At 57.8% G+C, this 19,616-nt stretch carries 17 protein-coding genes; 11 read left to right on the top strand and 6 right to left on the bottom strand.

What is annotated here, in order from left to right; translation table 11 throughout:
• The first annotated feature begins 77 nt into the window (after positions 1 to 77).
• Positions 78 to 359, top strand: a complete 282-nt coding sequence (locus AC1DHT_RS22850; RefSeq protein ID WP_007905514.1) for an HU family DNA-binding protein — start codon at positions 78 to 80, stop codon at positions 357 to 359.
• A gap of 138 nt (positions 360 to 497) precedes the next feature.
• Here AC1DHT_RS22850 and rlmF read toward each other — a convergent pair whose 3' ends face one another.
• A complete protein-coding gene (gene rlmF, locus AC1DHT_RS22845; protein WP_216745027.1) occupies positions 498 to 1,520 on the bottom strand; it encodes a 23S rRNA (adenine(1618)-N(6))-methyltransferase RlmF in 1,023 nt (340 codons plus the stop codon).
• A 267-nt stretch (positions 1,521 to 1,787) separates the two neighbouring features.
• On the opposite strand from rlmF, the gene AC1DHT_RS22840 reads away from it, so the two are divergent.
• Complete coding sequence (locus AC1DHT_RS22840) at positions 1,788 to 2,216, top strand: hypothetical protein (protein WP_427545172.1); 429 nt, start codon at positions 1,788 to 1,790, stop codon at positions 2,214 to 2,216.
• A 451-nt stretch (positions 2,217 to 2,667) separates the two neighbouring features.
• Here the strand turns inward: AC1DHT_RS22840 and AC1DHT_RS22835 are convergent, their stop codons facing one another.
• A complete protein-coding gene (locus AC1DHT_RS22835) occupies positions 2,668 to 5,514 on the bottom strand; it encodes a valine--tRNA ligase (protein WP_427545170.1) in 2,847 nt (948 codons plus the stop codon).
• Between the two features lie 369 nt (positions 5,515 to 5,883).
• Between AC1DHT_RS22835 and AC1DHT_RS22830 the strand changes: the two genes are divergently transcribed.
• Entirely contained in the window at positions 5,884 to 6,261 is a 378-nt protein-coding gene (locus tag AC1DHT_RS22830) for a hypothetical protein (protein ID WP_427545168.1), read from the top strand.
• 475 nt (positions 6,262 to 6,736) lie between these two features.
• Here AC1DHT_RS22830 and AC1DHT_RS22825 read toward each other — a convergent pair whose 3' ends face one another.
• The 3 genes from AC1DHT_RS22825 to AC1DHT_RS22815 are packed head-to-tail and all read right to left on the bottom strand — an operon-like array spanning position 6,737 to position 9,146.
• Positions 6,737 to 7,159, bottom strand: a complete 423-nt coding sequence (locus AC1DHT_RS22825; RefSeq protein WP_477761477.1) for a DNA polymerase III subunit chi — start codon at positions 7,157 to 7,159, stop codon at positions 6,737 to 6,739.
• A gap of 7 nt (positions 7,160 to 7,166) precedes the next feature.
• Positions 7,167 to 7,595, bottom strand: coding sequence for a DNA polymerase III subunit chi (locus tag AC1DHT_RS22820; protein ID WP_123585119.1), 429 nt, complete (start codon positions 7,593 to 7,595; stop codon positions 7,167 to 7,169).
• Positions 7,596 to 7,655: 60 nt separating this feature from the next.
• Positions 7,656 to 9,146: a leucyl aminopeptidase gene (locus AC1DHT_RS22815; protein WP_427545164.1), complete on the bottom strand. Its 1,491-nt coding sequence runs from the start codon at positions 9,144 to 9,146 to the stop codon at positions 7,656 to 7,658.
• Between the two features lie 307 nt (positions 9,147 to 9,453).
• Between AC1DHT_RS22815 and lptF the strand changes: the two genes are divergently transcribed.
• The 8 genes from lptF (at position 9,454) to pdxJ (ending at position 17,879) form a co-directional block, all read left to right on the top strand.
• Positions 9,454 to 10,572 (top strand): LPS export ABC transporter permease LptF, encoded by a 1,119-nt coding sequence (lptF, locus tag AC1DHT_RS22810; protein WP_427545910.1) that lies wholly within the window; start codon positions 9,454 to 9,456, stop codon positions 10,570 to 10,572.
• On the top strand, positions 10,565 to 11,626 hold the full coding sequence (gene lptG, locus AC1DHT_RS22805; RefSeq protein ID WP_427534417.1) for an LPS export ABC transporter permease LptG: 1,062 nt from the start codon (positions 10,565 to 10,567) through the stop codon (positions 11,624 to 11,626). The genes lptF and lptG overlap by 8 nt, the downstream gene beginning before the upstream one ends.
• Positions 11,627 to 11,797: 171 nt before the next feature.
• Positions 11,798 to 13,597 (top strand): translation elongation factor 4, encoded by a 1,800-nt coding sequence (lepA, locus tag AC1DHT_RS22800; RefSeq protein WP_427545912.1) that lies wholly within the window; start codon positions 11,798 to 11,800, stop codon positions 13,595 to 13,597.
• A gap of 5 nt (positions 13,598 to 13,602) precedes the next feature.
• A complete protein-coding gene (gene lepB / locus AC1DHT_RS22795; RefSeq protein ID WP_427545914.1) occupies positions 13,603 to 14,457 on the top strand; it encodes a signal peptidase I in 855 nt (284 codons plus the stop codon).
• Between the two features lie 179 nt (positions 14,458 to 14,636).
• Positions 14,637 to 15,326: a ribonuclease III gene (gene rnc / locus AC1DHT_RS22790; RefSeq protein WP_019691997.1), complete on the top strand. Its 690-nt coding sequence runs from the start codon at positions 14,637 to 14,639 to the stop codon at positions 15,324 to 15,326.
• On the top strand, positions 15,319 to 16,221 hold the full coding sequence (gene era, locus AC1DHT_RS22785) for a GTPase Era (protein ID WP_427545916.1): 903 nt from the start codon (positions 15,319 to 15,321) through the stop codon (positions 16,219 to 16,221). Before rnc ends, era begins: the two co-directional genes overlap by 8 nt.
• A 173-nt stretch (positions 16,222 to 16,394) precedes the next feature.
• Positions 16,395 to 17,084: a DNA repair protein RecO gene (gene recO, locus AC1DHT_RS22780; RefSeq protein WP_427545918.1), complete on the top strand. Its 690-nt coding sequence runs from the start codon at positions 16,395 to 16,397 to the stop codon at positions 17,082 to 17,084.
• Positions 17,085 to 17,135: 51 nt separating this feature from the next.
• Positions 17,136 to 17,879: a pyridoxine 5'-phosphate synthase gene (pdxJ, locus tag AC1DHT_RS22775; RefSeq protein WP_427534426.1), complete on the top strand. Its 744-nt coding sequence runs from the start codon at positions 17,136 to 17,138 to the stop codon at positions 17,877 to 17,879.
• Between the two features lie 130 nt (positions 17,880 to 18,009).
• On the opposite strand, the gene mltF is transcribed toward pdxJ, so the two are convergent.
• Entirely contained in the window at positions 18,010 to 19,470 is a 1,461-nt protein-coding gene (gene mltF, locus AC1DHT_RS22770) for a membrane-bound lytic murein transglycosylase MltF (RefSeq protein WP_427545920.1), read from the bottom strand.
• Positions 19,471 to 19,616 lie beyond the last annotated feature (146 nt).

Genomic DNA, 19,616 nt, shown 5'->3' with positions numbered 1-19,616 from the left:
CAGATCCAGAAGATCGGGCTCGATGGCTGACACTGCACTCTGCAATCCATATGAATTTGATAGGGAAGGAACACCACATGGCTCTTACTAAAGACCAACTGATCGCCGATATCGCTGAAGCTATCGACGCGCCAAAAACCACCGCGCGTAACGCTCTGGACCAACTGGGCCAAATCGTTGCTGATCAACTGGAAAACGGCGGCGAAATCACTCTGCCAGGTATCGGTAAGCTGAAAGTGACCGAGCGTCCTGCCCGTACCGGCCGCAACCCTTCGACTGGCGCTGCCATCGAAATCGCTGCCAAGAAAGTTATCAAGCTGGTCGTGGCTAAAGGCCTGACTGACGCTGTTAACAAGTAAGACCGCAGTAAAAAAAACCGTGCGCCGGGACAGCCCGGGCACGGTTTTTTTGTGCCTGCGATTCAGCAAATGCTGCAAACCAATGTGGGAGCGGGCTTGCCCGGCCCTTCCCACAGTTGATCTGCGTCGGTCAGTTACTCAGCTTTTGCGAACCCAGCGTTCGCGCCAGACCTGCTGCTCGGATTTGGTCTGGAAGGTCCAGGCGACAAAACGGCTTTGCTTTTGCCCCTGAGACATTTCCACGACCTGGCTTTCCAGTACGCCGGCCTTTTTCAGTGCGGTCTGGATGGCGGGCAGGTTTGAGGCTTTCGAGACGAGGGTGCTGAACCACAGCACTTTGTGCTGGAAGTGCGCGCTCTCGGCGATCAGTTGCGTCACAAACCGTGCTTCGCCGCCTTCACACCACAGTTCGGCCGATTGACCACCAAAGTTCAGCACCGGCAGCTTGCGCTTCGGATCGGCGCGGCCCAGTGCGCGCCATTTACGCTCGCTGCCCTTGGTAGCCTCGTCCATCGAGGCGTGGAACGGCGGGTTGCACATGGTCAGGTCAAAGCGTTCGCCGGGTTCGAGCAGGCCCAGCAAAATGTGCTTGGGATTGCTTTGCTGGCGCAACTGGATGGCTTTGTTCAACCCGTTGGACTGCACGATGGCTTTGGCGGCGGCCACGGCGGTCGGGTCGATTTCCGAGCCGAGGAAGTGCCAACGGTAGTCGCTGTAGCCGATCAACGGATAGACGCAGTTGGCGCCCATGCCGATGTCGAGCACCTTGACCGGTGCGCCCCGAGGGATCTCGCCATCGTTGACGCTAGCCAGCAGGTCCGCGAGGAAGTGCACATAGTCGGCACGCCCCGGCACTGGCGGGCACAGGTAATCGGCTGGAATATCCCAATGGGCAATGCCGTAGAACGCCTTGAGCAGCGCCCGGTTGAACACCCGCACCGCATCCGGGCTCGCGAAGTCGATGCTCTCTTTGCCATAGGGATTGATGATCACGAACTTCGCCAGCTCAGGCGTGGTCTTGATCAGCGCCGGGAAGTCGTAACGGCCCTGGTGGCGGTTGCGTGGGTGCAGGCTGGCCTTCTCACGCGGCTCGACGGCTTTGGCCGGGGTCGCAGGCTTTGGCTTTTGGCGCGGGGCTTTGGGTTTGCTAGGGGCGGTCATGGGAAGTCGATTCAGGGTTTTGGCTCAAAGTGGCGGGTATTGTCCCACATCTTCGGCTGGAAAACGGGACTCCACTTCTGGAAATGCGAGGCGCGGTAGTGGGCGCTCCTTTTCCTGGAATAGCATAGTTAGGATTGAGGTTATTTCTTATTGGTCTAATTGGCTGTTAGTTCTGACAGTAGACGATATTTTTAGCGGTGTTAAATTTTTGTTGAGGAACAATAGTTGCCTCTCTCGCATGTTAGATGACTAATAAGGATGTTGGATATGAACAGATTTTTTTTACTGGCTGGAGCAATGTCATTGTCAATGAGCGCACTGGCCATTGACGGTTCTCCCAAAGAGAACAATCCTCCAGGCACCGTAAAGACAGAGTCAGGCGCGGGGACCAATATTTACTCTCTGGGTGATGAGTGGAGTGGTTATACCAACCCGCTTACTATTGAGGCAGGCAAGCCAACGTACATCGTTGGCACCATCCTTCAAATCGAGAATAAAGGAGAAAAGCCTACGATTGTTAAATCGGTTAATACTAATTTGAATGCTGATGTCGAATTGCCCGGAAAAGCGAATCTGCAATTTAAGTTTGATGGGAAAAAGTGGGTGTCTCAAGGGGTGCGTAAATACAGTGAACCTCTTCCTCCTGGCGCTCAGCCTAACGGTCAGCAGAATACTCCTCCGTCAAGCGCGGGTTGAGTAGAGTTGATTAGCACTATTAATCGACCTGATTAATGTGCTGGGCCCTGAAATAGATACAAATCTGTTTCAGGGGCCGACACGCTCAACCGGTCGGTGCAACAAGATATTGCAATCTATCAGCCGGTGTTTCGAAATCCAAGGTATTGCGTGGCCATTGATTTATTTGTAATGCGACGGCATTGAGATCGGACTGAGAATACTCACTAAAATTGGTGCCGATGACTTCATGCTGTGCACCATTGACGCTACCGGAATATTGTTAGGGGTGTCAGTTTTTTATAGTTGAATACCATATGAAATTTTCAATAAACAACCATTTGTATTTAAAGTCGTCTGTCCAGAAAGTCCTGAATCTATAAGGAATCCATGCAGTCGAACCTGGGACGGGACAAGGCTCATAAAAAAGGGAGGCCTGAACAGGCCTCCCTTCTTTATTTCATTGTGCCTTTTACAAACTGGCAATCCGCGCATGCTGCTCGGCCAGCTTGCCCAAAGCCTGTTCAGCTTCAGCCAGTTTGGCGCGTTCTTTCTCGATGACTTCGACCGGAGCCTTGTCAACGAAACCGGCGTTGGACAGCTTGCCGCCAACCCGCTGCACTTCGCCTTGCAGGCGCTGGATTTCCTTGTCCAGGCGCGCCAGTTCGGCGTTTTTGTCGATCAGGCCGGCCATCGGCACCAGCACTTCCATCTCGCCCACCAGTGCGGTAGCAGACAGCGGTGCTTCTTCGCCTGCAGCCAATACAGTGATCGACTCGAGCTTGGCCAGCTTCTTCAGCAGGGCTTCGTTCTCGGTGAGGCGACGCTGATCTTCGGCACTGACGTTCTTCAGGAACAGCGGCAGTGGCTTGCCCGGGCCGATGTTCATCTCGCCACGAATGTTGCGTGTGCCGAGCATCAGGCCCTTGAGCCATTCGATATCGTCTTCGGCGGCCTGATCGATGCGTGCCTCAACGGCCACTGGCCAAGGTTGCAGCATGATCGTCTTGCCTTGAATACCGGCCAGCGGCGCAATGCGCTGCCAGATTTCTTCGGTGATGAACGGCATGAAAGGGTGAGCCAGGCGCAAGGCGACTTCCAGCACGCGAACCAGGGTGCGACGGGTGCCGCGTTGACGCTCTACGGCTGCGTTTTCGTCCCACAGCACAGGCTTGGAGAGTTCCAGGTACCAGTCGCAATACTGGTTCCAGATGAACTCGTACAAGGCTTGCGCCGCCAGGTCGAAACGGAACTGGTCGAGTTGACGGGTCACTTCGGCTTCGGTGCGTTGCAGCTGCGAAATGATCCAGCGATCCGCCAGCGACAGCTCATAGGCTTCGCCGTTCTGGCCGCAGTCTTCGCCCTTGTCCAGCACGTAGCGCGCAGCGTTCCAGATCTTGTTGCAGAAGTTGCGATAGCCTTCGACGCGGCCCATGTCGAACTTGATGTCGCGGCCGGTCGAGGCCAGCGAGCAGAACGTGAAGCGCAGGGCGTCGGTGCCGTAGCTGGCGATACCGTCGGCGAACTCGTCGCGGGTCTGCTTCTCGATCTTTTTCGCCAGTTTCGGCTGCATCAGGCCCGAGGTGCGTTTCTGCACCAGCGCTTCAAGCTCGATACCGTCGATGATGTCCAGCGGGTCCAGGACGTTGCCCTTGGACTTGGACATCTTCTGGCCCTGGCCATCACGCACCAGACCATGCACATACACAGTCTTGAACGGAACCTGCGGCGTGCCGTCTTCGTTTTTCATCAAATGCATGGTGAGCATGATCATCCGGGCAACCCAGAAGAAAATGATGTCGAAGCCGGTCACCAGCACGTCGGTGGAGTGGAACTTCTTCAGGAACTCAGTCTGCTGCGGCCAGCCGAGCGTGGAGAAGGTCCACAGGCCCGAGCTGAACCAGGTGTCGAGCACGTCGTTGTCCTGTTGCAGTGCAACGTCCGGGCCGAGGTTGTGCTTGGCACGTACTTCGGCTTCGTCGCGGCCGACGTAGACCTTGCCCGACTCGTCGTACCAGGCTGGAATCCGGTGGCCCCACCACAGCTGACGGCTGATGCACCAGTCCTGGATGTCGCGCATCCACGAGAAGTACATGTTTTCGTACTGCTTGGGCACGAACTGGATGCGGCCGTCTTCAACAGCAGCAATCGCAGGCTCGGCCAGCGGTTTGGTGGACACGTACCACTGGTCGGTCAGCCACGGCTCGATGATGGTGCCCGAGCGATCGCCTTTCGGTACTTTCAGGGCGTGATCGTCGACGCTGACCAGCAGGTCGGCGGCTTCGAACGCGGCGACGATCTGCTTGCGTGCTTCGAAACGGTCAAGGCCGGTGTATTCGGCCGGGATCCTGGCGTCGATTTCGGTATTCAGCGTACCGTCCAGATTGAACACCTGGGCCGCTGGCAGAACGTGGGCGTTCTTGTCGAAGATATTCAGCAGCGGCAGGTTGTGGCGCTTGCCGACTTCGTAGTCGTTGAAATCGTGGGCCGGGGTGATTTTCACGCAGCCAGTGCCGAATTCAGGGTCGCAGTAATCGTCTGCGATGATCGGGATGCGGCGGCCAACCAGTGGCAGCTCGACATACTTGCCGATCAGGGCTTTGTAGCGTTCATCGTTCGGGTTAACCGCCACGGCGGCGTCGCCGAGCATGGTTTCCGGGCGAGTGGTCGCGACGATCAGGTAATCGTTGCCTTCAGCGGTCTTGGCGCCGTCGGCCAGTGGGTACTTGAGGTTCCACAGGAAACCTTTTTCGTCGTGGTTTTCCACTTCGAGGTCGGAAATCGCCGTGTGCAGCTTGGTGTCCCAGTTGACCAGACGCTTGCCGCGGTAGATCAGGCCGTCTTCGTGCAGGCGCACGAAGGCTTCCTTGACCGCTTCCGAGAGGCCGTCGTCCATGGTGAAGCGTTCGCGGCTCCAGTCGACGGACGAGCCGAGGCGGCGGATTTGACGGCTGATGTTGCCGCCGGACTCATCCTTCCACTCCCAGACTTTCTCGAGGAATTTTTCGCGGCCCAGATCGTGGCGATTCTGGCCCTTGGCTTCGAGCTGACGCTCCACCAGCATTTGCGTGGCGATACCGGCGTGGTCGGTGCCCGGCTGCCACAGGGTGTTGCGACCCTGCATGCGGCGGAAACGGATCAGGGCGTCCATGATCGCGTTGTTGAAGCCGTGACCCATGTGCAGGCTGCCGGTGACGTTCGGCGGCGGGATCATGATGGTGTAGGACTCGCCCGCGCCTTGCGGGGCGAAGTAATTCTCTGACTCCCAGGTGTTGTACCAGGAAGTTTCAATGGCGTGCGGCTGGTAGGTCTTATCCATGCGCGGCGGGACCCTATTGGCATTTATTCAGGAAAAGCCGGGAAGTATAGCGGGGCGGGGGGCGAAGGGCGAGTGACGTGATGACCCGGCTACCCCTTCATGAGGGTATTGGGTCTGAGCATGATTTTAGCCTGATGGGGAAGGGGAAAGACTTGCTCATCTTGCTATAAGACTTCTCAAGGAGCGTTGAGAAGATATTGGTTTGGTTATTACGCGTTGTTAAGTTATTTCTAATTGTTCTGTCGGACTGTTATTTCTGACAGTAGTCGTCGATTGTGGCGGTTGGTAGTGTTGAAGGTGATCGGGTTTCAATAAAACTTGATTGAGTCTTTTCGAAGGATAAAACTATTTAATGCAAGGAGTCTGGTTATGAAACGAATGATTATGATTGCCGCTTGTATGATTTTTGCTGTAGGTGCGTATGCTGCCGAATTGACAGAAAGAGAAAAAATAGACGTTATGCTTCAAGCGAGGATGGCTGAGTATTATCTGACCGATGCGGATTGGCGACCAGAAACAGTCTTGCCGAGCGAAGACAAAATGGGTCCGACTTATAATCTTGTTACTGTTAGTAATGCTTCATCAAAAAGCACCTTTATTGTTGGTCAGAGCTTTGAACGGCTTGAGGTAAAGCCTGGGCAGCGTATTTCAGTATCGTTTAACAAGGGTCTGAAGAAGTGGGAGATTTACAGAAATCAAAAACTAGAAAGTGAAAGTGGTATGGTGACTGTGTCACCTCCCCAGTAAATAATTATCTTTACTGTTTTTGGTTGCCGGGTAAACCATGTGTCTAAGCCAGGAATAAATGTTCGCTTGTTTCGCCCGGCGCCCGATGTATTGCATTGGGCGTTTTAAAGTCTGTGGTGGTAGAAGCTAGCGAGTCAATGTTGGTGATTTTCAATCAGCTGTGCTGAAGTGTTACAGGCTATGCTCTCCCTTTTCCTCTCAAATATAGACGGTGGCGTTGGCGGCATCCTTTCCCGTGAGTTCAAGGTATCGGGGTTGATGATGGTAGGGGGGCTCATGATATTTCTCCAAGTACAGGAAGTGTTATGTGAGCGTTATTTTTTGGGGGGGCGTGTAACTACTATCAGAAATGGCAGTTACGACAGGCGGTGTCAGAGGGGCATCGCAATAGCATTGAATGCGAAGGAAGCAGGGAGCGAAGTTTAAGAGGGGCGCACGGCAGCGAGCTGCCGTGGGTACTTAAAGCCAGCCGAGCTCAGGAGTGATATTGACTGAGCAGCCGCTCCATCCGTGCATCCAGCCGACGTTTGATTTCGGTTTCGATGTGCGGGGCGAAGTCGTCGATCACGTCTTGCATGATCAATTGCGCGGCGGCACGCAGTTCGTCGTTCAGGTGCAGCATGACATCGGCGCCTTGCTGGACGGATGATGCCGGAGCCGGAGCCGGAGCCGCGACAGGTGCAGGTGTCGGTCTTGGAGCAGGCGGTTCGATGATTTCAGCCTGCGGTTTGCCGCCGACCTGATCGAACAACATCGGAATTTGGCCCTCATCACTGCCTTGCTCGACGGTGTCGGTCAGCAGGGGGGGTTGAAGGTTATCATCGCCGAGCAACTGGCGGATCGACTCAAGGTCGTCCAGCAGATGCGCGGACTTTTGCAGCTGGTTTGACGTGTCCATCGTATGCTCAGAGTCGCTGTAAACGGTGATCTTGCAGAGGATAGCCCTGTTCGCGGTAGAAACGGAAACTCTCCCGCGCGGCCTGACGAATAGTCGGGTCTTCAACCACCACTTCGGCCACACGGGCAAAGCGTTGGGCAAAAGACGGGACTTTGAGGTCGAGATTGACCAGCAAGTCCTGGTGTTGTCCTGGATCGTCTCCCAGGCCGAGCACTACCAAACCGTCCGGTTCGTTTTCGGCGGGGCCGTGAGGCACGAAACTTTCGCCTTTGAATGCCCACAGGCGTGCATCGAGATCGTCACGCTGGGCGGCATCGCTGCAATGCAGGTAGATACGGTGGCCCATGCGCCAGGCTTTTTCGGTGAGTTTGCAGGCAAAATCCAGCCGCGCTGAAGGATCGGCGCTGGGCAGGATATAGAAGTCGACTTTGGTCATTGCGGTTCCTGATGCCTGCGCGGCGTCATCCGCGGATGACGCCGTTCAGGATCTTCAGTTTCAGGCTTTGGCGCGGTCCAGCAGGTATTGGGTCAGCAATGGAACCGGGCGGCCAGTGGCGCCCTTGTCCTTGCCGCCGCTGGTCCAGGCCGTGCCGGCGATGTCCAGGTGCGCCCACTTCAGGTTCTTGGTGAAGCGCGACAGGAAGCAGGCTGCCGTGATGGTGCCGGCTTTCGGGCCGCCAATGTTGGCGATGTCGGCGAACGGGCTGTCCAGCTGTTCCTGGTACTCATCGAACAGCGGCAGTTGCCAGGCGCGGTCGTCGGCCTGTTGGCCTGCACTCAGCAGTTGGCCGATCAGTTCGTCGTTGTTGCCCAGCAGGCCCGAGGTGTGGGCGCCGAGGGCGACGACGCAGGCACCGGTCAGGGTCGCGATGTCGATCACGGCCTGTGGCTTGAAGCGTTCGGCGTAGGTCAGGGCGTCGCACAGCACCAGGCGGCCTTCGGCGTCGGTGTTGAGGATTTCCACGGTCTGGCCGCTCATGGTGGTGACGATGTCGCCAGGACGGGTCGCGCCGCCGCTTGGCATGTTCTCGGCGCAGGCCAGGATGCACACCAGGTTGATCGGCAGTTTCAATTCGAGCACTGCGTGCAAGGTGCCGAAGACGCTGGCCGAGCCGCCCATGTCGTACTTCATTTCATCCATGCCGGCACCCGGCTTGAGGCTGATGCCGCCGGTGTCGAAGGTGATGCCCTTGCCGACCAGCACGTAAGGCTTCTCGGATTTCTTGGCGCCGTGGTATTGCATGACGATCAGGCGTGGCGGTTGATCGCTACCCTGGCCCACGGCGTAGAACGCGCCCATGCCCAGTTCCTTGATCTTCTTCTCATCGAGGATCTCGACCTTCAGGCCTTTGTTGGCCTTGCCCAGGTTCTTGGCCTGTTCAGCGAGGAAGCTTGGGTGGCAGATGTTCGGCGGCAGGTTGCCCAGGTCGCGGGTGAAGGACATGCCGTTGGCGATTGCAGTGGCGTGAGTCACGGCGCGTTCGACTTCAGCCTGCGCAGCCTTGATGGTCAGCAGGGTGATTTTCTTCAGGGCGCGCGGATCGGACTTCTGGCTCTTGAACTGTTCGAAGGTGTATTCGCCGTCGACCAGGGTCTCGGCCAGCAGGCGGGTCTTGCCATAGCTGTCACGTCCTTTGACCGCGACTTCGTCCAGCGCCAGTGCGGCATCGTTGCCACCCAGGCCTTTGAGGGTGTTCAGTACGCCGGCGATGATTTTGCGGAACGGACGGTCGCCCAGTTCGGCGTCTTTACCCACGCCAACCAGCAATACGCGTTCGGCCTTGAGGTTTGGCAGGCTGTGCAGCAACAGGCTCTGACCCACTTTACCGGCCAGGTCGCCACGCTTGAGGACTGCGCTGATCGCGCCACCGCAGAGCTCGTCGAGCTGTTTGGCGACAGTGCCGAGTTTGCGGTCTTCGCCGACGGCGACCACCAGAGTGGCGGTTTTCAACGTTTCTGGGCTAACGCTTTTTACAACCAGTTCCATGTCCGGGTCCCTGAATAAATGGTCAAAGTGCAGCGTGTTACGCGATGCGCGCACACGTTTGCCTATCTATAGAAAGACGCTGGTGCAGGCCAGCGACAAAGGCCGCAGTTTGAACCTCGCTTCGTGCGCCTGACAACCCTCGCGCAGGTGATCTTTACGCCATTGCACGGCTGCTTGAGCGTGCGCAGTGACAGGCGCGTTCAATCACAGGATAATGCGCCATCTTTTTTGGCGGCTCAGCCCTGCGGGCCGCCCGATATGTTTGCTTGTTTGGCCGCCTTAGCCTGACAGCCCTGGAGTGTCTGGTTTGATTGTCTTCCGTTACCTGTCCCGCGAAGTCCTGTTGACCTTGAGCGCCGTCAGCGCTGTGCTGCTGGTCATCATCATGAGTGGGCGCTTCATCAAGTTCCTGGCCCAGGCCGCTTCGGGCGCCCTGGACCCAGGCTCGCTGTTCCTGATCATGGGCTTTCGTCTGCCGGGTTTCCTGCAACTGATTCTGCCTTTGGGGCTGTTTCTCGGGATCCTGCTGGCCTACGGTCGCCTGTACCTTGAAAGCGAAATGACCGTGCTCTCCGCGACCGGCATGAGCCAGCAGCGTCTGCTGGGCATGACCTTCTTTCCAGCTGCGCTGGTGGCCGTGATCGTGGCCTGGCTGAGCCTGAGCCTGGCACCGCAAGGCGCCAATCAGTTCCAGTTGCTGCTGAACAAGCAGGATGCCATGACCGAGTTCGACACCCTGGTGCCGGGCCGTTTTCAGGCGTTGCGCGATGGTTCGCGGGTGACATATACCGAGCAGATGTCCGATGACCGGATCAATCTGGGCGGTGTATTCATCTCGGAGAAGCGTCTTTCCGCCGATCAGAAGGATCGCGGCATTTCCGTATTGGTGGCCGAGAAGGGCCGTCAGGAAATCAAGGAAGACGGCAACCGCTACCTGATTCTCGACAATGGCTACCGTTACGACGGTCAGCCTGGGCTGGCCGACTATCGGGCCATCAAGTACGACACCTATGGCGTGCTGCTGCCCAAGCCGGATGTCAGCGACGAGGTGACCGATCGCGATGCGATGCCGACCCGCACCCTGCTGGACAATCCGGATATTCGTGCACGTGCCGAGCTCGAGTGGCGTGTGTCGCTGCCGTTGCTGGTGTTTATCGTGACGTTGATGGCGGTGCCGCTGTCGCGGGTCAATCCGCGCCAGGGACGTTTCCTCAAGTTGCTGCCGGCGATTCTTCTATATATGGCTTATCTGACGATCCTGATCGCCGCACGCGGTGCTCTGGAGAAAGGCAAGATCCCCCCGGCACTGGGTCTGTGGTGGGTTCACGCAATATTCCTGGCCATTGGCCTGGGGCTGCTCTATTGGGAACCGTTGCGTTTGAAAATGGCGAGTCGCCGCAGTGCGCTGGAGGTGACCCGTGGTTAAGCTCGATCGCTACATTGGTGGCAGTGTTTTCATGGCGATCCTGGCGGTACTGGGGATCATTCTGGGCCTGGCGACCTTGTTTGCCTTCATCGATGAGATGAGTGATGTCACGGATACCTATACCCTCACCGACGTATTGAGCTACGTGGCGCTGACAGCGCCACGTCGGGTCTATGACATGCTGCCGATGGCGGCACTGATCGGTTGCCTGATTGGCCTGGGTAGCCTGGCCAGCAGCAGTGAATTGACCATCATGCGCGCCGCGGGCGTGTCCATCGGTCGAATCGTCTGGGCGGTGATGAAGCCGATGCTGGTGTTGATGCTGGCAGGCGTGCTGGTCGGCGAGTACGTTGCGCCCGTTGCGGAAAACGTGGCCCAGGCCAATCGCTCCCTGGCTCAGGGCATTGGTGATGCGCAGAGCGCCAAGCACGGTATGTGGCACCGCCAGGGTGATGAGTTCATTCACATCAACTCGGTGCAGCCGGATGGCATTCTGTACGGTGTGACTCGCTATCGTTTTGACCGCGAGCGTCACATGCTGACCTCGAGCTTCTCCAAGCGTGCGCAGTTCGAAACGGATCATTGGCAGCTCAATGACGTCACCACCACGGTGTTCCACGATGGCAGTACCGAAGTGGTCACAGCCCCGCAAGAACGCTGGGAAGTCCCGTTGAGCCCGCAACTGCTGAACACCGTGATCATGGCGCCGGAGTCGTTGTCGATCAGTGGTTTGTGGGGTTACATCCACTATCTGGCGGATCAGGGCTTGAACAATGGCCGTTACTGGCTGGCGTTTTGGGTCAAGGTGTTGCAGCCACTGGTCACTGTTGCCCTGGTGCTGATGGCGATTTCCTTTATTTTCGGCCCGCTGCGCTCGGTGACCCTGGGGCAGCGCGTATTCACGGGTGTACTGGTCGGTTTTACCTTCCGTATCGCTCAGGATTTGCTCGGGCCTTCAAGTCTGGTCTTCGGCTTCTCGCCGTTGTTCGCGGTGCTGGTTCCGGCCGGTATCTGTGCGGTGGCCGGTCTCTGGATGCTGCGCCGAGCCGGTTGATCGCAGGTATTTCCTGCCCCGGCTGACACTCAAACGCCCCGTTCGCAAGAGCGGGGCGTTTTTGTATCCAATACCGTTGACCTGCGAACGTGACGCTTGCGTCGTGTATCAGGTACAATTCCCGGCTATTTTTCGGCGGGCTATGCCTGCAGCCTTTTTGAGTGTTGATCCGTGAGTGATTTGAGTCATATCCGCAATTTCTCCATCATCGCCCACATTGACCATGGCAAGTCGACTCTGGCCGATCGCTTCATCCAGATGTGCGGCGGCCTGGCCGAGCGCGAAATGGAAGCCCAGGTACTGGACTCCATGGACCTTGAGCGTGAACGCGGGATCACCATCAAGGCTCACAGCGTTACCCTGTATTACATCGCCCGTGATGGTATCAAGTACCAACTGAACTTCATTGACACCCCTGGCCACGTTGACTTCACCTACGAAGTCAGCCGGTCGCTGGCGGCCTGTGAAGGTGCCTTGTTGGTGGTCGATGCCGGTCAGGGAGTCGAGGCTCAGTCGGTTGCCAACTGCTACACGGCGATCGAGCAGGGCCTGGAAGTGATGCCGGTCCTGAACAAGATCGACCTGCCACAGGCCGATCCGGACCGCGTCAAAGAAGAAATCGAAAAAATCATCGGCATCGATGCCACCGATGCGGTCGAGTGCAGTGCCAAGACCGGCCTGGGCGTCGATGAAGTGCTCGAGCGCCTGGTACACACCATTCCTGCGCCGACCGGCAACATCGAAGATCCGCTGCAAGCGTTGATCATCGACTCCTGGTTCGACAACTACCTGGGCGTTGTTTCCCTGGTTCGCGTGCGCCACGGCCGCGTGAAAAAGGGCGACAAGATTCTGGTGAAGTCCACCGGCAAGATCCACCTGGTCGACAGCGTCGGTGTGTTCAATCCGAAGCACACTGCCACCGTTGATCTGAAAGCGGGTGAAGTGGGTTTCATCATCGCCGGCATCAAGGACATTCATGGCGCGCCGGTAGGTGACACCCTGACCTTGAGTTCGACGCCGGACGTTGACGTGCTGCCAGGTTTCAAACGCATCCAGCCGCAGGTGTATGCCGGTCTGTTCCCGGTCAGCTCTGACGACTTCGAAGACTTCCGCGAAGCGCTGCAAAAGCTCACCCTGAACGATTCGTCGCTGCAATACACCCCGGAAAGCTCCGATGCCCTGGGCTTCGGCTTCCGTTGCGGGTTCCTCGGCATGCTGCACATGGAGATCATCCAGGAGCGCCTGGAGCGCGAGTACGACCTGGACCTGATCACCACCGCGCCGACGGTTATTTTCGAGCTGTTGCTGAAAACCGGTGAAACGATTTACGTCGACAACCCGTCCAAGCTACCGGACCTGTCGTCTATTGAAGACATGCGCGAGCCAATCGTTCGGGCAAATATTCTTGTGCCGCAGGAGCACCTGGGCAACGTCATTACCCTGTGCATCGAGAAGCGTGGCATTCAACACGATATGCTGTTCCTCGGTAGCCAGGTCCAGGTGACCTACGATTTGCCGATGAACGAAGTGGTCCTGGACTTCTTCGATCGTCTGAAATCCACCAGTCGCGGCTATGCTTCGCTGGATTACCATTTCGATCGTTATCAATCAGCTAATCTGGTGAAGCTGGATGTATTGATCAACGGTGAAAAAGTCGACGCCCTGGCGTTGATCGTGCACCGTGACAACGCGCACTACAAAGGTCGTGCGTTGACCGAGAAGATGAAAGAACTGATTCCGCGGCAGATGTTCGACGTGGCAATCCAGGCCGCCATTGGCGGGCAGATTGTGGCGCGGACAACCGTCAAGGCACTCAGAAAGAACGTATTGGCCAAATGCTACGGTGGTGACGTTAGCCGTAAGCGCAAGCTGTTGGAAAAGCAGAAGGCCGGTAAAAAACGCATGAAGCAGGTCGGCAACGTGGAAATTCCACAAGAAGCCTTCCTCGCTGTGCTCAGGTTGGATAGTTAGGTCCTATGTCACTAAATTTCCCGCTGTTGCTGGTCATCGCCGTTTTCGTCTGCGGTCTGTTGGCGTTGCTCGATCTGATCTTTCTGGCGCCGCGTCGGCGTGCTGCCATTAGCTCTTATCAGGGCAGCGTCGGCGAGCCGGACATGATGGTGGTCGAGAAACTGAACAAAGAACCGATGCTGGTCGAATACGGCAAATCGTTCTTTCCGGTGCTGTTCATCGTGCTGGTCTTGCGTTCGTTCCTGGTGGAGCCGTTCCAGATTCCGTCTGGTTCGATGAAGCCGACCCTGGACGTTGGCGACTTCATTCTGGTGAACAAGTTTTCCTACGGGATCCGCTTGCCGGTGCTCGATACGAAAGTCATCCAGGTCGGTGATCCTCAGCGCGGCGATGTGATGGTGTTCCGCTACCCAAGCGACCCGAACGTCAACTACATCAAGCGTGTAGTGGGCTTGCCGGGTGATCAGATTCGTTACACCGCCGACAAGCGCCTGTTCGTCAACGGTGAGTCGATCGCCGAGCTGCTGGTAGGCTCCGAGCCGGGTACGTTGGGCAGTGCCGAGCTCTACAAGGAAAAACTCGGCGCCGTCGAGCACCTGATCCGCAAGGAAATGAGCCGCTACCGCGCAACCCCGGACCATCAATGGACCGTGCCTGCCGGGCACTACTTCATGATGGGCGACAACCGCGACAACTCCAACGACAGTCGCTACTGGGATGATCCAACTATTCCCAAGGATCTGCTGGGCATGGTTCCCGACAAGAATATCGTCGGCAAGGCCTTCGCGGTCTGGATGAGCTGGCCGGAACCCAAACTCAGTCACCTGCCGAATTTCTCGCGGGTTGGCCTGATCAAGTAATCACCCACGGCGCTGTTGAACACAGCGCCGAATGCATTTCTGGAGCCTGCAGAAGGTCACCGCAGATGCATGAAGCCAACGATATTCAGGATGTAATTTTTGAACACAGCGTTAATTGTCCAAGAGCCTAACAGCGTTGCTGTGATGGGCGTCGACCACGAACTCAGCGTGGGTAAACCGTGAGCGTCTCTTTAAGCCGTCTCGAGCGTCAGCTCGGTTATACCTTCAAGGACCAGGAACTGATGGTCCTGGCCCTGACGCATCGCAGCTTTGCCGGGCGCAACAACGAACGCCTGGAATTTCTCGGTGATGCCATTCTCAACTTCGTCGCCGGTGAAGCGCTGTTCGACCGCTTTCCGCTGGCTCGCGAAGGCCAGCTGTCGCGTTTGCGCGCACGCCTGGTCAAGGGTGAGACGCTGGCAGTGTTAGCGCGTGGCTTCGACCTGGGCGAGTACCTGCGCCTGGGGTCCGGTGAGTTGAAGAGCGGCGGTTTCCGCCGTGAATCGATCCTGGCCGATGCCCTCGAAGCGCTGATCGGTGCGATCTACCTGGATGCCGGCATGGACATGGCGCGCGAACGCGTGCTGGCCTGGCTGACGTCCGAGTTCGACAGCCTGACGCTGGTCGACACCAACAAGGATCCAAAGACCCGCCTGCAAGAGTTCTTGCAGTCGCGTGCCTGTGAACTGCCGCGTTACGAAGTGGTGGATATCCAGGGTGAGCCGCATTGCCGGACGTTCTTCGTCGAATGCGAAATCACCTTACTGAACGAAAAAAGCCGAGGTCAGGGTGTGAGTCGTCGTATTGCCGAACAGGTAGCGGCCGCCGCAGCACTGATTGCCCTGGGCGTGGAGAATGGCCATGACTGATTCAACTGCAACTCGCTGTGGCTATGTCGCCATCGTCGGCCGTCCGAACGTGGGCAAATCCACGCTGCTGAACCATATTCTGGGTCAGAAGCTGGCGATCACCTCGCGCAAACCGCAAACCACTCGTCACAACATGCTCGGTATCAAGACCGAAGGCGATGTGCAGGCGATCTACGTCGACACCCCTGGCATGCACAAAGGTGGCGAGAAAGCCCTCAATCGCTACATGAACAAGACCGCCTCGGCCGCGTTGAAAGACGTCGACGTGGTGATCTTCGTGGTTGATCGCACCAAGTGGACCGAAGAAGACCAGATGGTGCTCGAGCGCGTTCAGTACGTGACCGGTCCGTTGATCGTGGCGCTGAACAAGACCGACCGCATCGAAGACAAAGCCGAACTGATGCCGCACCTGAGCTGGTTGCAGGAACAGCTGCCGAATGCGCAGATCATTCCGATTTCAGCGCAGCATGGGCACAATCTCGACGCGCTGGAGCGGGTGATCGCCGATCACCTGCCGGAAAACGATCACTTCTTCCCGGAAGACCAGATTACCGACCGCAGCAGCCGTTTCCTCGCCGCCGAACTGGTACGCGAGAAAATCATGCGCCAGATGGGCGCCGAGCTGCCGTACCAGATCACCGTGGAAATCGAAGAGTTCAAGCAGCAGGGGAAAACCCTGCACATCCATGCATTGATCCTCGTCGAACGTGACGGTCAGAAGAAAATCATCATTGGCGACAAGGGTGAGCGGATCAAACGCATCGGCACCGAAGCGCGCAAGGACATGGAGCTGCTGTTCGACTCCAAGATCATGCTCAACCTTTGGGTCAAAGTGAAAGGCGGCTGGTCCGACGACGAACGCGCCCTGCGTTCGCTGGGTTACGGCGACCTGTAATCGCTTGATCCTGGATGCGTAAATTCCACTGTGGGAGCGAGCCTGCTCGCGATAGCGGTCTGTCAGTCAACATCTATGTTGAATATCAGGCCCTCATCGCGAGCAGACTCGCTCCCACAGTGGTTTAGGGCTGTCAGTAAAACTGCGCTTACCCATAGAGAGCTGCGATTTCCATGTCGACCACCGCTCCAACCGGCCAACCCGCCTACGTGCTCCATAGCCGCGCCTACCGCGAAAGCAGCGCGTTGGTGGATTTCCTCACGCCGCAAGGTCGGCTGCGGGCGGTGTTGCGCAGTGCGCGAGGCAAGGCCGGAACGCTGGCGCGGCCATTCGTGCCGCTGGAAGTCGAGTTTCGGGGGCGGGGCGAGTTGAAAAACGTCGGACGCATGGAAAGCGCGGGCGTTTCCACCTGGCTCAACGGTGAAGCGCTGTTCAGCGGTCTCTACCTCAACGAACTGCTGATCCGCCTGCTGCCGTCCGAAGATCCTCACCCTGCGGTATTCGATCATTACGCCGCGACCTTGTTGGCGCTGGCCGAAGGGCGTCCGTTGGAGCCCTTGCTGCGTTCGTTCGAATGGCGGTTGCTGGATGACCTGGGCTACGGCTTTGCGCTGAACGCGGATATCCATGGCGAACCTATCGCGCCCGACGGCCTGTATCGCTTGCAGGTCGATGCAGGTCTGGAGCGGGTTTACCTGTTGCAGCCCGGTCTGTTCAACGGCACCGAACTGCTGGCGATGGCCGACGCCGACTGGAGCGCCCCGGGTGCCTTGTCGGCCGCCAAGCGCTTGATGCGCCAGGCGTTGGCCGTTCACTTGGGCGGTCGCCCATTGGTCAGTCGCGAGTTGTTTCGAAAGCCGTAAGCCTGACGTGTATGCTGTGCACCGAACTTTCTCTTCTTCTGGAGCGCTTCCGTGACCACCAGCAATCGCATTCTTCTTGGCGTGAACATCGACCACGTTGCCACCCTGCGTCAGGCCCGGGGTACGCGTTACCCTGATCCCGTGAAAGCAGCGCTGGACGCGGAAGAGGCGGGCGCTGACGGCATCACTGTGCACTTGCGTGAAGACCGCCGGCACATTCAAGAGCGTGACGTGCTGTTGCTCAAGGACGTGCTGCAAACCCGCATGAACTTCGAGATGGGCGTCACCGAGGAAATGATGGCGTTCGCCGAGCGCATTCGTCCGGCGCACATTTGCCTGGTCCCGGAAACCCGTCAGGAACTGACCACCGAAGGCGGTCTGGATGTGGCGGGGCAGGAAGCGCGGATCAAGGCAGCGGTGGATCGCCTGGCGAAAATCGGCTGCGAAGTGTCACTGTTCATCGACGCCGACGAGCGCCAGATCGCAGCCTCGAAGCGCGTTGGCGCACCGGCCATCGAATTGCACACCGGCCGTTATGCGGACGCCGAGACGCCGACTGCGGTGGCTGAAGAACTGAAGCGCGTGGCGGATGGTGTGGCGTTTGGCCTGACGCAAGGCCTGATCGTCAACGCCGGCCACGGTCTGCACTACCACAACGTTGAAGCGGTTGCGGCGATCAAGGGCATCAACGAACTGAACATCGGCCACGCGCTGGTGGCGCATGCACTGTTCGTCGGGTTCAAGTCGGCCGTTTCGGAAATGAAAGCGCTGATCCTGGCCGCTGCAAAAGCCTAAGCACCAAACCCAAAACCCATGTGGGAGCGAGCCTGCTCGCGATGGCGTCTTACCATTCAACGAAGATGTTGGCTGAAGGACTGCTATCGCGAGCAGGCTCGCTCCCACATTTGATTGGGGGTTGTCCTGATTAAAGCGGTGGGTTTTCTTCAGGCGGCTTGGTCTTGTCGATGCCCGGCACATGCAGGTTACCTTGCACAACCTGCTCGCCCTCAAGCTGCGGCTGCGTGACCCACGTCAGGATGTCGTAGTAGCGCCGGATGTTCGCCACAAAATGCACCGGCTCACCGCCGCGGGCGTAGCCATAGCGGGTTTTGCTGTACCACTGTTTCTGCGACAGGCGCGGCAGGATCTTTTTCACGTCCAGCCACTTGTCCGGATTCAGCCCTTCCTTGGCCGCAAGTTTGCGTGCGTCATCCAGGTGACCGCTGCCGACGTTGTAGGCTGCCAGCGCAAACCATGTGCGATCCGGCTCCTGGATCGAGTCGTCGAGTTGATCCTTCATGTAAGCCAGGTACTTCGCGCCGCCCATGATGCTTTGCTTGGCGTCCAGGCGATTGGACACGCCCATGGCCTGCGCGGTGTTCTGGGTCAGCATCATCAAGCCGCGAACGCCGGTTTTCGAGGTGACCGCCGGTTGCCACAGCGATTCCTGATAACCGATTGCGGCGAGCAGCCGCCAGTCGACTTTCTCTTCCTTGGCCGAGGCCTTGAAGTGCTTCTCGTACTTGGGCAGTCGTTGCTGCAAGTGCTGGGCGAAGGTGTAGGCGCCCATGTAGCCAAGTACATCGACGTGCCCGTAATAGCGGTCTTTCAGCCGTTGCAGGGTGCCATTCTTCTCGGCCTTGTCGAGGAAGTCGTTGATCTCGTTGAGCAGGCTGTTGTCATCACCGGCGGCCACTGCCCAGCTCTGATTGCTGGCGTCGCCCAGGTCGAAGGCGACCCGCGCGTTAGTGAAGTACACCTGGTTCATCGCGACTTCGTTGGAGTCGACCAATGTCAGGTCGATCTGGCCTTCATCGACCATGCGCAGCAGGTCAACGACCTCAACCGCGTCGGATTCTTCGTATTCAATGCCGGGGTATTTCTTTTTCAGCGCGGCCAGTTGGTCGGCGTGGGTGCTGCCCTTGAGCACGATGATCTTCTTGCCGACCAGATCGGCTGCCGAGGTCGGCCGGGACTGACCGTTGCGGTAGATGATCTGTGGGGTGACTTCCAGATACGAGTGGGAAAACCGCACTTGCTGTTTGCGTTTCTCGCTGCTGACCAGACCGGCAGCAGCCAGCACCGGGCCGCCAGGTTTGCCTAGCTGACCGTAAAGGTCGTCGAGGTTGTCCGCGGTTTCGATCTTGAGGGTTACCCCCAGATCGTCGGCGAAGCGCTTCACCAGCTCGTATTCGAAGCCGGTTTCACCGTTGCGATCCTGAAAGTAGGTAGCGGGGCTGTTGCGGGTAACCACACGCAGCACGCCATCCTCCTTTACGCGCTCCAGTGTGTTGGGTTTATCAACACAGCCACTGAGCATCAGGAAGAGTCCGGTTGCGATGAGCCATTTGGCGAATCGCGGACGCAAAGCCGTTGGGGAAAACATCTGCGCAGTATACGCAAAGGACCACGACCGCCATATCTCGACAGTAGAGGGCTTGTCTGCTAGAGCGTGCACAACCCGGCGCAAGCCCGCAAGAACAGGCATTCGGGCCTGACTGTGACAACAAAAATAACCCCTGGCGCGCACCT

This window comes from Pseudomonas sp. 05N432 (assembly GCF_056396945.1).
Note: the sequence above shows the minus strand (reverse complement) of the source record. Positions and strands in the feature narration are given on the sequence as shown.

Bases quoted from the DNA above. Each gene is read 5' to 3' on its own strand.
- AC1DHT_RS22830 (WP_427545168.1), top strand. From the start codon at position 5,884: ATGAAACGAATGATTATGATTGCCGCTTGTATGATTTTTGCTGTAGGT.
- AC1DHT_RS22815 (WP_427545164.1), bottom strand. From the start codon at position 9,146: ATGGAACTGGTTGTAAAAAGCGTTAGCCCAGAAACGTTGAAAACCGCC.
- era (WP_427545916.1), top strand. From the start codon at position 15,319: ATGACTGATTCAACTGCAACTCGCTGTGGCTATGTCGCCATCGTCGGC.
- mltF (WP_427545920.1), bottom strand. From the start codon at position 19,470: ATGTTTTCCCCAACGGCTTTGCGTCCGCGATTCGCCAAATGGCTCATC.
- AC1DHT_RS22840 (WP_427545172.1), top strand. From the start codon at position 1,788: ATGAACAGATTTTTTTTACTGGCTGGAGCAATGTCATTGTCAATGAGC.
- AC1DHT_RS22825 (WP_477761477.1), bottom strand. From the start codon at position 7,159: ATGGACACGTCAAACCAGCTGCAAAAGTCCGCGCATCTGCTGGACGAC.
- AC1DHT_RS22835 (WP_427545170.1), bottom strand. From the start codon at position 5,514: ATGGATAAGACCTACCAGCCGCACGCCATTGAAACTTCCTGGTACAAC.
- lepB (WP_427545914.1), top strand. From the start codon at position 13,603: ATGTCACTAAATTTCCCGCTGTTGCTGGTCATCGCCGTTTTCGTCTGC.
- AC1DHT_RS22820 (WP_123585119.1), bottom strand. From the start codon at position 7,595: ATGACCAAAGTCGACTTCTATATCCTGCCCAGCGCCGATCCTTCAGCG.
- recO (WP_427545918.1), top strand. From the start codon at position 16,395: ATGTCGACCACCGCTCCAACCGGCCAACCCGCCTACGTGCTCCATAGC.
- rlmF (WP_216745027.1), bottom strand. From the start codon at position 1,520: ATGACCGCCCCTAGCAAACCCAAAGCCCCGCGCCAAAAGCCAAAGCCT.
- AC1DHT_RS22850 (WP_007905514.1), top strand. From the start codon at position 78: ATGGCTCTTACTAAAGACCAACTGATCGCCGATATCGCTGAAGCTATC.